Here is a 15,670-nt window from a genome sequence, read left to right as displayed (position 1 = left end):
AATTGTAATAAGTTTAGATTATTCATGAATATGCTCCTTCGCTCTTTATTTGTAACTTAGTATAAATGATAGAACATTAAAAAACAAGTATTTTATCTCATTTAATTCTAATCATATTATTGAAAAATTTTATCATCTTGCTATCCTAACTATTTCTCACTCATGATTAAAAACCCTCATCATTAGAATCATACCTAATAATAAGGGCCTATTATTCCCGATATCAGTCTTGCTATCGTTACAACTCAATTATACCTAATTTAATTGCCATAGTAACAGTTTCTATCGTAGACTGCGTGTTTAATTTCTTATTAATTAAATAAAGCTTATTTCGTACTGTTTTTTCAGCAATACTTAATTCATCTGCAATTACAGTTTGTTTGATCCCCATGCTGATAAGTTTTATTAATTTTTTTTCAGAAACTGTAAGTGATTCGTAGATATGTTCAAACTGTTGATGGTTATCAAATACTTTTTGATGATTAATAATTACTTGTTCTATTTTTTTCAACAATATGTCGACAGATATATCCTTCGTAATATACCCAAATGCACCCATATTAACTGCTTGTCTCTGATATTCAGGTAAATTATACCCTGATAGAAAGATTACCTTTAATTCTGGATAACCCCTAATAAGAGATTCTCCTAATGATAATCCACTTTCACCTTTTAAATTGATATCTAATAAAATAATATCATAATCTCCTTCTAAAATTCGTTTTTGTGCTTCTTCAGCACTCTTAACAAACGTAAATTCTTTAATTTTAGGTTCTTTTTCAAATGAGATTTCTAAACTTTTCCCTAACAATTCATGATCATCTACTAATAAAATTTTCAACAATAGTCTCCCTTTGCTTATCTTTTTAATGGAATAGTAATAATGATTTTCGAACCCATTTTATTTTGTGTCTTAGATTCAATAACAAATGACCCACCTAAAAGATTTACGTCATTTTTTATAGATAATAAACCTATATGTAGGGTTTCGTCTGGGTATATGTCCAAATCCTCATAATCAAAACCCTTACCATTGTCTTTCACAATTATTTCTAATTTATTGTGTACTATATTTATTTCTGTACTCGATTTACTAGCAATTGAATGCTTACCTACATTCCAATTTAATTCCTTAATTATTCTATACACTATCTTAGATAGTGGGGTGGGTATTTGATCTAACACATCACTCTGTATCAATTTAAATTCTATTGTTTCAAACTGCAATCTAATTTTTTCAAATAACACATTAATATTTTCTATTAAGGTGAGATTAAACAAAGTAGATGGAGCAAATTCATTAACCCTATTTCTTATAGAATAAATCAATTTTGCAATTTCAATATCTATTAAATCACTAATATAATCTACTCTTGGGGTATTGGACAATAAGTTCTGAACACTTAAAATACTTTGCAAAATTTCATCGTGGAGGTATTTTATATAATCATCACTTTGCTTATCCATCTTACTCACTGTGACTACATGCATTCTTTCATAACTTGATAAAGAATCATAATAATAGCTTTCATTCCTTAAAATCAAACTTCTAATATTTATAATAATTTTCCCAAAATACTCTAACTGTCTGTGCATGTTCCTTTTTTCGCTTTCAGTATGTAGGGTATCGGTATAGAACAACTGAATGCTCCAATTATCATCTTTATACTGTATGCATTCTATTGGCGGAAAAGAATGATGAGTATACCATACTTCAACTTTACTTTGATTTTCTATAATTTGGTTTGAAAGGAACAAATTATTTGTTAATATTTTAGTAACTGCATAATTTTCGCGTAGAACTAACTGATAAGAGTCCATTACGAAGTGATTTTCAATATAGTTATCAATCAATTTAACTATATCTTCCTTTATATTCGAAATATTAATATGTTGTTTAATTTGATTTTTTTCTATCGTTTTTTCTTTTATTTCGTCAAAGTATTGACTGATTTCTACATTTTCTAGTACTATTATTAAACTGTGCGAAAAGTATATCAATATTGAGAACATAATCGTAAACAGGAAAGTCAATTCACGAGTTGTATTAGTTATTGATAAAAATAAATAACCAATGATTATACTCAAAATGCTAGAGTAAAATCGAAAATCATTTTTAGATGGAATAAATATTCTTCTTTTTATTTGAAAGCAATAATGAACAAATGGTAACGATAGTACAGAAAGCACTCCAAGAAACATATGATATTGAATAATCCACAAGAATAAATGAGAACCAATAATCCCAAGTATATAAAATACATACCAAATTTTGTATGTATGAAATTTAATATAGCGATTTAAAAAAACAATTGATATGATGATGGAAAAGCATATTACTGCATGTTTAGCATTACTAACTATAAGAACCCAATAAATTAATATGTACAATAAAATGATATGTTTTTTCATTGTTTCTCTTGGCTTGATATTATATATTAGCATGAATTTACTAGCTAAAAAAAAGAAATCAGTTACTGTTATCCAAATATTTAAATTTTCAATATCACTAACCGAAAGAAACACTTTCATTATAATTAACTGAAAATATAACATATAATATCCATATTTTTGGTCTGGGAAAAACTTTTTATTAGAATGAATTCCAAATAAGGCAATAACAAGACTAATAAAGTAAATATCTAGAAACGTATCTTCTACCTTCATATAAAGTGTTATTTGTATAAAAAATATTAAAATGATGATAAAGTAATTTAAATATTTTAAATTAGAAAGATCGACTTTTTTCATTAAGTTTAGTGCTCCAGTTAGTTTATTGCTACTATAATACCATAAAATAAGTAGATTAAATTCTCTTCTATTCCATAATTGCTACTAAAAGTATAACTTTCAATTAATAACCTAATAAACTGCATGCACTGCTTGTAGCCCAATTACTATTTTTATAACTTTCACAAAACTGTGCCGCACCCCACTCATACAATTGAGTTGCTAGCCAACCAAAGCCTGCTTTAATCAAAATATTTGCTGCTGCTCCCATTAAAGCTCCCACTGTAATACTGTTTGGTGCTATAATTTCAAGTTCTGATTTATATTCTCTCGTTTTTTCTAATTGATCAGTAAAAACTTCCTGGTTCACAGTTTCACTTGTATTTTCATTTGCTATAATTGAAATTGGCATTATTAGTCTGCTCATAATAAGTATAACGATTGAAATCAATACATATCTTCTCACTTTAATGTCTCCTTTTATATTTAATTTTTGCTTCATATCAAATCCAAAAATGGCTTAGTCTTTTTTTTTATTTTCAAGTAAAGTAATAAAAATCGGGCCTATTACCATGTATGCTATATAAGTTGGTATCTTAAATTCTAATCTAAATATACTATTAATTAGTAAAATAATAATAAATCCGATTAATAGTTTGATAAATAACTGTTTCAATGTTTTTTTGCTCACTTAATCTCCACCTTTTTTTAAAAATTATATTATGGAGTATTCAATACATAAAAACATATTCAACAAAACGATTAAACAAATTAATCGTTTTATTGAATATTATATTGACCTCAATCACTATTCTGTAAAATTACTGATTATCTTTGCTGTATTTTAATTTTTTTAGCTTAAAGAAATTTATTTTTACCATAAATTAATTCTTCCATTGTTTGGAACAGTATCTATTGCATCAATATTGTCAGCAACATATTGACCCGGACTTGCCATATACAATGCTGCATCTATAAAAATTCCACCTAGAGTACCGGCACCAAATCGTGCTAACTGAGCTTGAATAGAATACCTTACGGCTCTGAGTGCGCTTGAAGATAACTTTGTAGCTACACTTGATATGACACCTCCAGTTGCAATAGCGATTGCTGTATCAATAGCAAAGGCTAGTTGTCCAGTTGTAACTCCTTGCCATGCCCTCGCTTGAATTTCATTTCCATCTGTCGGCAAATCCATTTCTTCGCCTCTAGCAGCTTGAGAGACAGCTTGATAAATTTCTTCTTGATTGAATTGAGGGTATAAATTACTTAGGTCTTGAGAAATTGCATCAATATCAAGAATATCATTTTCTTGGGCCGACACAACGTTTGGAGTTATAATATTAATCTCTGGAATCAAGCTGACACCTAATATAGTAGTAGCTATAGTTGCCGTAACAATACTTTTTTTAATTATTTTTTTCATTTATATCACTACCTCGCTTTATTTTTGTCTCTAATAAGTTCTAGTTTTTTTGATAAGATATTCCTAGGATACTACAACGTTTATCTTATCTGGTATAATAATATCTGTCCACAGATAATATAACAATGGGTAAAAACGGTAAGTTTATTATACAATTCTTATTTTCATTTATTACATCTCACTTATATATCGTCTATACAAACTATATTGAAAATAAAATGTTTCTTTAACTTTATTATTGGAGGTTTGCTTTTTTGAATAAATATATTATAGATATATTAGTTGTTTGTATAACATTTATTATTCAGCGAATTCTAGGCAGGCTAAACATTATAAACACTAACAATCTTTTTTTAGACTTCCTTACTTTTATAATAATTTTTTTTGTTGTTTATGTCGTTGTTTATGCATTTTCATTAAAAGATTTCGATTCAAAGTAATGCACTCCCTGCTGGATTTACACTACGATAAAGCACACAAAAATTCATAAAAGCCCTGATCATTAGATTCACATCAAATGATCAGGGTTTTTCATATTCATCTTATTTCTTACTCAGCTAACTCTTCAGCTGGTTTCTTCACTAACACATTTAATAAAATGGCTCCAACAATCCCACCAATGATCCACGATAGTGTATACATAAGTGGATTCGTCACCCCACCTGCTAGAACCGCAAAGATTCCACCATGTGGTACATAACTTACACTACCGAATAACATACTTAATGCTCCAGCAACCCCACTACCTACTGCTAATGAAGGAATCACACGAAGTGGATTCGATGCTGCGAATGGAATAGCTCCTTCAGTAATGAAAGCCGCCCCCATCACATAGTTCACTAAAGCACTGTTATGTTGTTCTGGCGCCCAAAGATTTTTGTTAAATGTTGCTGAAATAGCAATCGCTAACGGGGGAACCATCCCACCGATCATAACGGCTGCCATCACATCTGAACCTGCACCATTTGATGCTGTAACCAAAGCTGTACCAGTAACATAAGCAGCTTTATTAAGCGGCCCACCCATATCAATTGACATCATAGCTGCAGCAACGAAACCTAGAACTACAGATAATTCAGAAGGAATACTTGTTAATAAGTCTTGTAAACCTAACATGACTGCTCCCATGGGTGCATTCACGATAAAGAACATGATGAGACCCATGGCTAGAACACCTAGCACAGGATATAAGAAGATCGGCTTCATACCTTCCAGTGATTTTGGTAACCAACTTAAGCCTTTACGTAAGCACCAAACAATTCCACCCGCTAAGAAACCAGCGACTAAAGCACCTAAGAATCCTGATGCAACTGCATCTTCAAAGATTCCACCGGCATTAAAGGCTGTTAGAATACTTGGGTTAGCAAAAACCCCACCCATGAAACCAATCACTAAACCAGGTCGATCAGCAATAGATTGCCCAATATAACCTGCTAGTACTGGTAACATCATAGCGAAAGATAAATCTCCGAAAGTTTTTAAAGTATGAGCAATCGCATTATAACTTGCATCATCTGGATTCGCTGAGTTGATTCCCCAGAAGAATGATAAAGCGGCTAAAATCCCACCTGCGACGACGAACGGTAACATATGAGATACACCGTTCATTAAGTGTTTATAGAACTGACGTCCTAAAGATTCATTCTCCTCAGAATCGTCGGCTGACTGCTCATATTGACCCGCGTGATAAATACGCGCATCAGCATTTGCGGCACGCTTCACTAATTCATCGGCTTTATTAATTCCGTCGGCTACTTTTGTTATAATAACTGGTTTACCATTAAAGCGCGCCATATCTACTTGCTTGTCAGCTGCTACAATAATCGCTGTTGCGCGTTCAATATCCGCTTTCGTTAATTTATTACCAACACCTGTTTGCCCATTTGTCTCAACTTTAATCGCATAACCGGCTTTATCCGCTGCTTGATTCAGTTTCTCTTCCGCCATATAAGTATGCGCAATCCCTGTTGGACATGCCGTTACAGCTAATAAGTATACATCATCCGCGTCTTGTGCTTGAGTATCTACTGCAGCAACTGTTTCTTTTGCTTGGTTTTCTTCTTCTTTTTCTGCTTCATATTCCGCAATGATATTTACAACATCTTCTTGAGTTTGAGCATCAAGTAAAGCTTGTTTTGCTTCTGGATTCATTAAGATACTTGATAATTTTGCTAAAGCTTGTAGATGTTCTCCGCCACCTTCAGGTGAAGCAATCATAAAGATTAATTTTGCTGGTTGACCATCGAATGACTCCCATTCAATTCCTTCTTGTGAGCGAGCAAAAACAATCGCTGCTTCTTTAATTGAAGCATCTTGAGCATGTGGAATCGCAATTTCGTCTCCTACACCTGTTGTAGATTGGGCTTCACGCGCTTCTAGTTTCTCAACATAACTGCCAACATCACTCACGCCACCTACTTTGGCGAATTGTTCTGCCAAATGACGTAAAGTACTTGCTTTATCTGTTGTTGATAAAGTTAAATCCATCGCATCTTTTACAAATAATTGTGCTAGTTTCATTTTATCCACCTATCCTTTTTATTTCTATTTCTTTAATTAATTGATCTATCAATTCTTTTGTTGCGATTCCAACTGAAAATGCCGTCGCACTTCCTGATGCCGCTCCTTGCTTTAAACTGTCCTCGTACTGACCACTTTCAATATATTTTGCTATAAATCCTGCGACCATTGAATCTCCGGCACCTACGGAATTGACGACTTCGCCTTTAGGCACTGATGATTGATACACTTCTCCCGTCTCTGTGAGTAACACTGCGCCGTCGCCACCTAATGATACGATAACATTACGTGCGCCTTTTTCTTGGAGCATTTTACCGTAATGAATCACTTCTTCAATTGAATCTACCTTGACATTGAAGATTTCACTGAGCTCTTGCGCATTCGGTTTGATTAAAAATGGCTTATGCACTAAACAAGCGGTCAAAAGATCTTTATTCGAATCCAATACAAAATCAACCTGTTTACTTGCGCATAACTCAGCCACTTTAACGTAATGGTCGCTATTCATACCTGGCGCAGCATTACCGGCTAGTAAAACCGTATCTCCTTTGACTAATACTTCATTGAAATAATTAAATAACTTCTGAATATCCTGCTCTTGAATAACTGGTCCATTAGCATTAATTTCAGTTTCTTGATCTGCTTTTATTTTGACATTAATGCGCGTAATTGCATCAATGTCAACAAATTCAGGTTGTATGCCTTCTTCTTTTAATGAATTTTGAATAAAATCACCTGAGAAGCCTCCTAAAAAGCCTGTCGCAATATTGTGATGCCCTAGTCGCTTTAAGAGAACAGACATGTTAATGCCCTTACCTCCAGCCACATATTCATCTCGTTTCACGCGATTCAATTCACCTAAGTGAATCACATCTGTATTCATAACTAAATCCACTGCGGGATTAAATGTAATTGTATATAGCATTTCTTAAACTTCCTTCACTTTTGTATGTTTTTCGTATTTTAATCTCACGGGTTCTGGCAATGTATTTGTAATAATCAATGCATCTTCCAGTTCAACTATTCGACAAAATGATATTTTATCAAACTTACTACTATCAGAAAGTACATAAACTTGATTCGCTTGATGAATAGCTGTCTGCTTAACACTCGCCTCCTCACGATCAGGCGTTGTAAAACCGTACTGAATATCAATTCCGTTTGTCCCCATAAAAGCTTTCGAGAATTGATACTGTTTCAATTGATTTTTCGCGTCGGTTCCAATCATTGCGCGTGTTTTAGGCTTGATAAACCCACCAACTAAAATCGTCTGTATATCCATCTCTGTTAATATATTCGCAATTTCTAGACCATTCGTCACAACTGTAATATTTTCCGCTTTGATAAAAGGCAACATTGAAAGTGTCGATGTTCCGGCGTCTATATATATAAAATCATTCATTTCTATTAACGTCGCTGCGTACTTTCCTATATGTTCCTTTTCAGTCATAAATTGCTGTGACTTTTCTTTTACACTTGGCTCCGTATCTACTGAGAAAATGCGTTTAGCGCCCCCGTGAACTCTCACTAACTCGCCTAACTCTTCTAACTGAGATAGATCTCGTCTCGCTGTGGATTCAGAAGCCTCCGTTGCTTCAACGATTTCTTGTAGCTTCACAATTGAATTATCCGCAAGTAACTTGCGAATCGCTTGATATCTCTCCTCTGTAAGCATTTTCATCACTTCCTTACTAATAAGATACACCAAAACCAATCACAAATCAATCATTTTATTTCAAATAACGTTACATTCATTCAAATTCAATCATAAATACAGAGGTGATAAGTGGATTCGCCAGCTCAGGACTGCGAGCTAGCGAAGTTGGGCTGCATTCGCCAGCTCAGATTCGCGAGCTAGCGTAGTTTGGCGGGATTCGCCAGCTCAGATTCGCGAGCTAGCATAGTTCGACTGCATTCGCCAGCTCAGATTCGCGAGCTAGTGAAGTTCGACCGGATTCGCCAGCTCAGGAAAATGAGCTCGCGAATCCACACATTCTCAACATATTTTCACACAACAAAACGGCCAACCAAATTCGGTTAGCCGTTTATATACATTTTAATTTAAATAATCCAACGCTACTTTCACAAACGACGCTGTCGCCATATAGAATAGTGATTCGTCCACATCAAATTTCGCGTGGTGATGTCCGTGGAACTGGCCTTCAATATCAGATGGATTTGATAAAAAGAGGAAAGTCCCGGGAGCTTCATATAGATAATAAGCATAGTCTTCCCCGCCCATCAAAGGCTCTTCTACTTCAACTAATTGACCGGGGAAAATTTCTTCCAGCGAGTTCACTACTTCTGTTGTCACTTGCTCGTCATTCGTCACAGGTGGATATTTATAGTCGTAGGTCACGACACATTCTACATCCAGAGCTGCACCAATTCCGTGCGCAATTTGTTCAATTTTCTTATGAATAAACTCTCGTGTTTCATCATTTAATGCACGAACAGTTCCTTCAAGTTCAACCTTATCCGGAATAATATTTTGGTTGAAGCCACCTTGGACACGAGTAATTGAGACGACTGCTGGGTTGACTGCTTTTATATTACGACTCTTAATAGTTTGTAAGGCATTAATCAGTTGACCTGCAGCAGCAATCGGATCTTGAGACTCCTCAGGGTAAGCGCCGTGATAGCCTTTCCCGTTTACTTCGATCAAGAAGCGGTCCATAGATGCCATGATAGGTCCTTCTTTGTAAGCAATAGTCCCTTTCGGAACTTTGGGATCAATTTGTCCTTGGTGAAAGCCCATTACCCGTGTTACTTTAGGGTTCAACATTGCCCCCTCTTGAATCATCGGCTCCGCCCCACCAGGATATTCTTCTCCAGGTTGGAAAATTAATTTAATTGTTCCCACAAATTGGTCGCGATTTTCTTGGAGAATTTTAGCAGCTCCAAGTAGCATTGCTGTGTGCCCATCATGTCCGCAGGCATGCATATTTTGATTGAGTGAGCTAAAAGCTAAGCCTGTCGCTTCGTTAATCGGCAGCCCATCCATATCCGCACGAAAAGCTAAGACTTTATCGCTATTTAATTCAGCTTTTTTACCATGAATCAAAGCAACAATTCCATTACCATTCACATATGAAGCGTCATACTCAATCCCTAAACCAGCTAAGACATTTTTTACATAAGCAACGGTTTGAGGTAACACTAAACCAAGTTCAGGTATTTGATGTAAATCCCGGCGCCACTGAACAATATCCGCTTCGACTTCTTTTGCTAATTCCACTGCATTTAATTGTGACATTTATATCCTTCTTTCTAGAAAATTCTTAATAATACCTCAGCCAACACCACACATGAAAGTACAGTACCAATAATGACTAATAAAGAAACGATGACACCTTTATAACCGATTTTCTTAAAGGCTGGCCAATCTTTTCCAATTGTCACACCAGCATATGCCAAGATAGGTGTACATAGAGCAAGTAAACTGACTTTTTCAACAGAGGTGATGACCGCTGTCGCAATCGGGGACACTGGTAAACACGCCAAAATCGCAATCGCTGAAATATAAGCTACAGATGGTAAATCAAACGGAATCATTTCTTTAAGTAAAAAGCCAATTAATGTGAAAATGACCAACCAAATCATACCTTGAAAACTTTCCGTAAAAGTTGCGCCGTAGCCAATCGTGTTACCAATAATCGCAATCCCGCCTGAGATGATCAAGACGATGAGCCAGTCCAAAACTAGCTGAAGATTAATTTGCTTCATAATTCTCTGCTCCTTTTTCTTTCTTTATTCTTAACTTATCAAACCAACGATAAGCGCGTTCTGTTAACGGTAAACCAATAAATATCGCTGTGTAAATATTAATAACTGATGACACTAAATTCGACATAGCCGCATACGCTTCGAGTTCGGTAGCCATATCCGGGAAACGTTCAATTAAAGTTCCTAAACCACCGACCATCATTGATGCTGACCCAATTCCAGTTGCTAATGATAATGAAATCGGAGAAATATACGGAATCTCAGCTAAAACTGACATTAAGAAACTGACAGCAACAACCCCAAAGATTGTTCCGACAATATAGTTGGTCATAACACCACGAAACTCTGGTGATTGTGCACCGTATTTTTCTGAAATTAAAGCCACGTTCGCTTCACGACTGACCCCGAAAGTCATACCGATAGATTCACGCTTCATACCGAATAATATTGCTAGTGGTAAGCCTAGAAGGAATGAGAAACCTTCCCCTAAGTTTTGTAAAGTAACTGCGATACCCGCTTGCATTACTTCTTCAATCGCAGCACCACTTGAGACACCCAGTTTTGCAATTAATAAACCACCGGCTAATGCCATCATCGCTGATGCATTATTTGAACTCTTTTCTGTAATAATTTTTTGTTTTGGAATAAGATAAAAGACTGTCATTAATACCATTGAGAAAATCAATGGTGCTAACGTAAATGAGAAACGACCTACCTTAACTGATTGAGAACCAATCACTTCAGCAATAACTGAGAAAATTAAAACCATGATGTGTAAACGATAATCTTTCCAAATGGGTTGTGCTTTTTCCATGTTTATACCTCCATATAATAAAAAACGCCCCTTTGCCCAACAAACAAACTGTTAGACAAAGGGACGTAGTAATCGTGATTCCACCCTAATTTATGTTACTTTTACAAATAACAACTCCAATAGCACGGTTAAAAACTTTAACGATGCTGGGCAATATAACGGTTGCTCCCGCCTGCAAAGCGTAAACTCTACAGATGCTCCGACTTTGATTTCACTTATACAAATCTTATCCGTTCTCAGCAACCGGACTCTCTTTAAAAATTCTCTCATAAGTTACTTGTATCTTCATAGCTTTTATTTATTAATCTAGTGTCATTCTAACGTGGAAATATAAAATTGTCAAACCATTTTTTAATTTTTCACATAATATTTTAACAAAACATTAGTTTTTTAAATTTTCTGCTCGTTGAACTAAATCACTAAAAGCTCTTAAGTGGGCTGGATCCCTTTCAAACAGCACTTCCGGGTGCCACTGCACACCGATAATTAATGGAATATCTTCAGTACTTTCAAAAGCTTCAATGACCTTATCCTGACTCCATGCTGAAGCTTTCAGACCTGGCGCTAATTCATTCACAATTTGATGATGAATTGAATTAACTAAACTTTGATCATCCACGAGACGGGATGTATATGAATCTTGGTCTACGCTAATTGAGTGTGTCATATATTCTGGTTTGGCTTTTTGATCATGCTGAATCGAAATTCCTTCGTACTCAGATAAATCTTGATGTAAGGACCCACCTAATAAAGCATTAATTAACTGTAGCCCGCGACAAACACCTAAGACAGGAATTCCTTTTTCAACCGCACCTTGAAATAAGACAGCATCATTCGTATCACGATCTGGCTTTATTGTTCCAATCTTTTTTCTCGGTTCTTGCTTGTATACTAAAGGAGACACATCATGTCCGCCAATCAGAATCAAACCATCAATCACACTCATAACATCCTCTACATATTCGCCAGCGTTCATCGGAATCATATAAGGAATCCCTCCCGCTTGGAAAATAGCATCTGAAAAAACTTTCTGAGAATAGTTAATCTCTAATCCTCGATACTCATCTGTTCTTTCAAGAAAACTCGTATCACTTGTTATGCCAATAATTGGTTTTGTCATAAGGCTCCTCCAAATCATGTGACGTGCTCAAAACACATCTCATTCACATTTTATTTTAATCATCACTATACCATATCCTCCTACATGAGGTAAACTGGAGTGCATCTATCTTTAAGCCATGCGCTTAAATTGTTCCTGACTTACGCTATACTTCAGTTCCTCACCTTTTACAAAACGTTCCAACTCCTCCACCATAAAACTACCTAAACGGGCCTGTTCATTCCCGGCACTTCCGGCTATATGAGGGGTCAGAACAACGTTAGGCAAATCATATAAAAGTGAATCGGCTTCGGGCGGTTCTGGACTTGTGACATCGAGTAAGGCTGTCAGGTCCAATCGTTCCTGCAATACATCAATCATCGCCTGCTCATCTACAATCGCACCCCGGGCTGTATTAATAAAGGTCGCGTTCTCTTTCATCGATTGGAAGTGTTCTTTTTGAATCATCCCCTCCGTATCCGGCAACAATGGCGCATGTAAAGAAACGACATCCGCTTCTTTGAACAATTCATCCAAGCTCACTTGACGCACCCTAAGCTTGTCAAATTCCTCATCCGATACAAAAGGATCATAACCAATCATATTCACATCAAAACGCTTTAAATGCTCCACAACCATCCGGCCGACCTGACTCATCGAAATAATCCCAACCGTAGCTTTGTAATTACCAACCACTGGCTCAAATACTGCCAATTCATACGTGCGTTCTCTTTTCACTTTCTCAATAAAACGCCAAACATTTTTTAACGAAAATAAAATACCCGCTAAAGTGTACTCAGCCACTGGAATAGCGTTAGCCACATTCGCAGTGGTCACTTGAATATCACGTTGCCAAAACGCATCAGTTAAGACATGCTTCAACGTACCCGCACCGTAAAATACAACTTTTAAATTAGGCGCTGCATCTAATAAAGTCTCATCAAATAAAGGTGCACCCCAACTAGAAAAAATCACATCCACATCTTTTAATATTTCAGTATTTTCTAACAATTCACCTTTAGACATAACTGGTGCCAAAATCTCACAATATTCAGAAATTTTCTTCTGTGACTCTTGACTATAAACATTTTCAAAGACATTGGGTGACATGACATATAATCCTTTTAACATTTTAAAACTCCTTAATCTTTTGAATGATTCGCATAAAATATCCGACTAAAACGGCAGATACGAGCGTACCAATACCCACACCCACAATTCGACCTAAGGTAAACCAAGATAAAATCACTGCAATTAAAACATAAGCTAAATCTAACGGTACCTTCACTTTACTAAATTCAGTATTAAAGCGTAATGCAATCGCCTTTACAATTCCTTCACCGGGATTATTCACTAAATCTGCTTTCAATTGTATCGTAATACTCAAAGCGATAATAAAGCAACCTATAACAACTGCAATAAGTTGCCATAGAAAGTGATTTAACTCAAGATACTGAATCATCGGTCCCCAAAAATCAACCGAGACTCCTAAGACAATTGACACCACTAATTGAAAATACTGCAACAAAGGAAACCCCTTACCAAATAAAATAATTTGAAAAATAACCAATATAATATTAAAAATCATAGTCAATTCCCCAAAAGATAGTGGGACAAGCTCATTCATCACTAAAGGAATTGATGTGAGCGCAGATGTACCTAAATTAGCATGAGCAACTAAATTAATGCCTAAACCCATTATTACGATACTTAATAGTAAATATAACATAGATATAAAAAGTGACTGCTTTTCCAAGTGTAACCCCTTCCATTTCATTATAATAATAAAGATACATCTCACTGATTGAAAGATGTATCTTCATGGCTTACATATTTGTTCTAAGTATATCTAACGCTTTATTAAATTCTGCAATTGTTTCTGCTTCATCTTCCTTTTCACGCATCTCCTCTAAGAACAATATTAATTCTTGATTCGGTGACTCTTCAGTTATCTTAGCAATTGCCCACGCAGCCGTCCCACGAATCATTGGACGAGGATCTGTTTCAATGACTTGCAGTAACTTAGGAATGGCAGACTTTTCACGGTAATTCGCTAAAGCGATAATCGCATTTCTCTGAAGTGGTTTCTTACCACGCCATGATCCGGCCATTTTGCCAAAGCTCTCTTTAAATTCACGGTTTGATATATCCAATAAGGGTTCAAGTACTGGATTTGTTAGTTCTGGATCAGGTTCCATTTCTTCATGGTGTTGCGTATTGATCCCACGGTTGTAAGGACAAACAACCTGGCAAATATCACACCCATAAATGACGCGACCCATCTTCTTCCGGAATTCTTCTGGCATATAACCCTTAGTCTGTGTTTGATAAGAGAGACACACTTGGGCATTAATACGTCCGTCTCCGAGTAAAGCTCCTGTAGGGCACGCATCAATACATTTCATGCAATCGCCACAACCAAAAGGCACCTCTTCATCCGCTTCAAAATTAATATTCGTAATGATTTCACCTAAATATACAAAGGATCCAAACTCCTCAGTAATCAACAAGCCATTACGTCCTATAAAGCCAAGACCTGCCCGTTGAGCGACCGCAACGTCAACGAGTTCTCCAGTATCCACCATTGGTTTAAAATCAACAGAGCCGATATTCTCCTCGTCTGCAGCCTCTTTAATGTAGGCAATGAGTTTATTCATTCGATCATTGAGAATATGATGGTAATCCGTTCCCCACGACGCACGCGCAAACTCACCTCTAGGTTTACCTTTCTCCGACCGTGGTTTCTTCATGCGAGAGGGATACGCTAAAGCAATCGCAATAATTGACTTTGGCTGTTCAAAAATCTTCTCAGGATAAATTCTTTCTTCAATGTTCTTATGTTCAAAGCCAGAATTATGCCCCGCCGCTCGTTGTTTCTTCAAGCGATCCTCTAAAGTATAAAATGGCTCCGCATGTGTAAACCCAATTTTATCAATACCGAGTTCTTCAGCTTTTAACTTAATCTTTTCCTTTAGTTGTTGGTTCAATTCAGTCACCTCCACAAATCAACTACTGATGTTAATTATATTATATCATCTGACCAATATAATAGAAGGAGAAATCTGTACAAAAAAAGAACAGAACCACTGGGATTCTGCTCTCAACTATACAATGCATGGCAACGACCTACTCTCACAGGACCAAAGGTCCAACTACCATCGGCGCTAAGAAGCTTAACTGCTGTGTTCGGCATGGGAACAGGTGTATCCTTCTTGCTACCATCACCACACATTGTCTCTATATAAGTAATCTACTTAGATCACTCAAAACTGAATATCAACTGTGTATTTTCTTACCTGCTAAACCTGAATTGGTTCGTGGTTAAGTCCTCGACCGATTAGTACTCGTCCGCTCC

The 15,670-nt window shown here is 36.0% G+C and carries 14 protein-coding genes, 1 rRNA gene and 1 other annotated feature; all 15 genes read right to left on the bottom strand.

All coding sequences use genetic code 11. The features are described from left to right. Positions 1-238 precede the first annotated feature (238 nt). Positions 239-841: a response regulator transcription factor gene (locus ACFO5Y_RS00170; protein ID WP_197103188.1), complete on the bottom strand. Its 603-nt coding sequence runs from the start codon at positions 839-841 to the stop codon at positions 239-241. A gap of 17 nt (positions 842-858) precedes the next feature. Further along, complete coding sequence (locus ACFO5Y_RS00165) at positions 859-2,751, bottom strand: sensor histidine kinase (protein ID WP_197103190.1); 1,893 nt, start codon at positions 2,749-2,751, stop codon at positions 859-861. Between the two features lie 103 nt (positions 2,752-2,854). Continuing rightward, positions 2,855-3,232, bottom strand: coding sequence for a hypothetical protein (locus ACFO5Y_RS00160; RefSeq protein WP_197103192.1), 378 nt, complete (start codon positions 3,230-3,232; stop codon positions 2,855-2,857). A 372-nt stretch (positions 3,233-3,604) separates the two neighbouring features. Next, the gene (locus tag ACFO5Y_RS00155) at positions 3,605-4,156 is read right to left on the bottom strand and encodes a hypothetical protein (RefSeq protein ID WP_197103194.1); all 552 of its coding nucleotides are present in this window, start codon (positions 4,154-4,156) and stop codon (positions 3,605-3,607) included. 549 nt (positions 4,157-4,705) lie between these two features. Next, entirely contained in the window at positions 4,706-6,676 is a 1,971-nt protein-coding gene (locus ACFO5Y_RS00150) for a PTS fructose transporter subunit IIABC (RefSeq protein ID WP_197103196.1), read from the bottom strand. 1 nt (position 6,677) lies between these two features. Beyond that, positions 6,678-7,601: a 1-phosphofructokinase gene (gene pfkB / locus ACFO5Y_RS00145; RefSeq protein WP_197103198.1), complete on the bottom strand. Its 924-nt coding sequence runs from the start codon at positions 7,599-7,601 to the stop codon at positions 6,678-6,680. A 3-nt stretch (positions 7,602-7,604) separates the two neighbouring features. After that, the gene (locus ACFO5Y_RS00140; RefSeq protein WP_231606794.1) at positions 7,605-8,351 is read right to left on the bottom strand and encodes a DeoR/GlpR family DNA-binding transcription regulator; all 747 of its coding nucleotides are present in this window, start codon (positions 8,349-8,351) and stop codon (positions 7,605-7,607) included. A gap of 381 nt (positions 8,352-8,732) precedes the next feature. After that, positions 8,733-9,932 (bottom strand): M20 metallopeptidase family protein, encoded by a 1,200-nt coding sequence (locus ACFO5Y_RS00135; protein WP_197103202.1) that lies wholly within the window; start codon positions 9,930-9,932, stop codon positions 8,733-8,735. 14 nt (positions 9,933-9,946) lie between these two features. Then, positions 9,947-10,402, bottom strand: a complete 456-nt coding sequence (locus ACFO5Y_RS00130; protein WP_197103204.1) for a hypothetical protein — start codon at positions 10,400-10,402, stop codon at positions 9,947-9,949. After that, positions 10,389-11,216 (bottom strand): DUF3100 domain-containing protein, encoded by an 828-nt coding sequence (locus ACFO5Y_RS00125; RefSeq protein WP_197103206.1) that lies wholly within the window; start codon positions 11,214-11,216, stop codon positions 10,389-10,391. Before ACFO5Y_RS00125 ends, ACFO5Y_RS00130 begins: the two co-directional genes overlap by 14 nt. Positions 11,217-11,272: 56 nt before the next feature. Beyond that, positions 11,273-11,514 (bottom strand) — a binding site (T-box leader). Between the two features lie 84 nt (positions 11,515-11,598). Then, positions 11,599-12,336: a gamma-glutamyl-gamma-aminobutyrate hydrolase family protein gene (locus ACFO5Y_RS00120; protein ID WP_197103208.1), complete on the bottom strand. Its 738-nt coding sequence runs from the start codon at positions 12,334-12,336 to the stop codon at positions 11,599-11,601. A gap of 111 nt (positions 12,337-12,447) precedes the next feature. Further along, positions 12,448-13,446 carry a hydroxyacid dehydrogenase gene (locus tag ACFO5Y_RS00115; protein WP_197103210.1) on the bottom strand — a complete coding sequence of 333 codons (999 nt, stop codon included), beginning with the start codon at positions 13,444-13,446 and terminating at the stop codon, positions 12,448-12,450. Between the two features lies 1 nt (position 13,447). Further along, positions 13,448-14,071 (bottom strand): YczE/YyaS/YitT family protein, encoded by a 624-nt coding sequence (locus ACFO5Y_RS00110; RefSeq protein WP_197103212.1) that lies wholly within the window; start codon positions 14,069-14,071, stop codon positions 13,448-13,450. 70 nt (positions 14,072-14,141) lie between these two features. Then, positions 14,142-15,311 (bottom strand): tRNA epoxyqueuosine(34) reductase QueG, encoded by a 1,170-nt coding sequence (queG, locus tag ACFO5Y_RS00105; protein ID WP_380706315.1) that lies wholly within the window; start codon positions 15,309-15,311, stop codon positions 14,142-14,144. Positions 15,312-15,428: 117 nt separating this feature from the next. After that, positions 15,429-15,544, bottom strand: a 5S ribosomal RNA gene (gene rrf / locus ACFO5Y_RS00100). Between the last annotated feature and the right edge of the window lie 126 nt (positions 15,545-15,670).

This window comes from Ruoffia tabacinasalis (assembly GCF_042652985.1).
GTDB lineage: Bacteria > Bacillota > Bacilli > Lactobacillales > Aerococcaceae > Ruoffia > Ruoffia tabacinasalis.
This window is presented reverse-complemented; position numbering and strand designations above follow the sequence as displayed.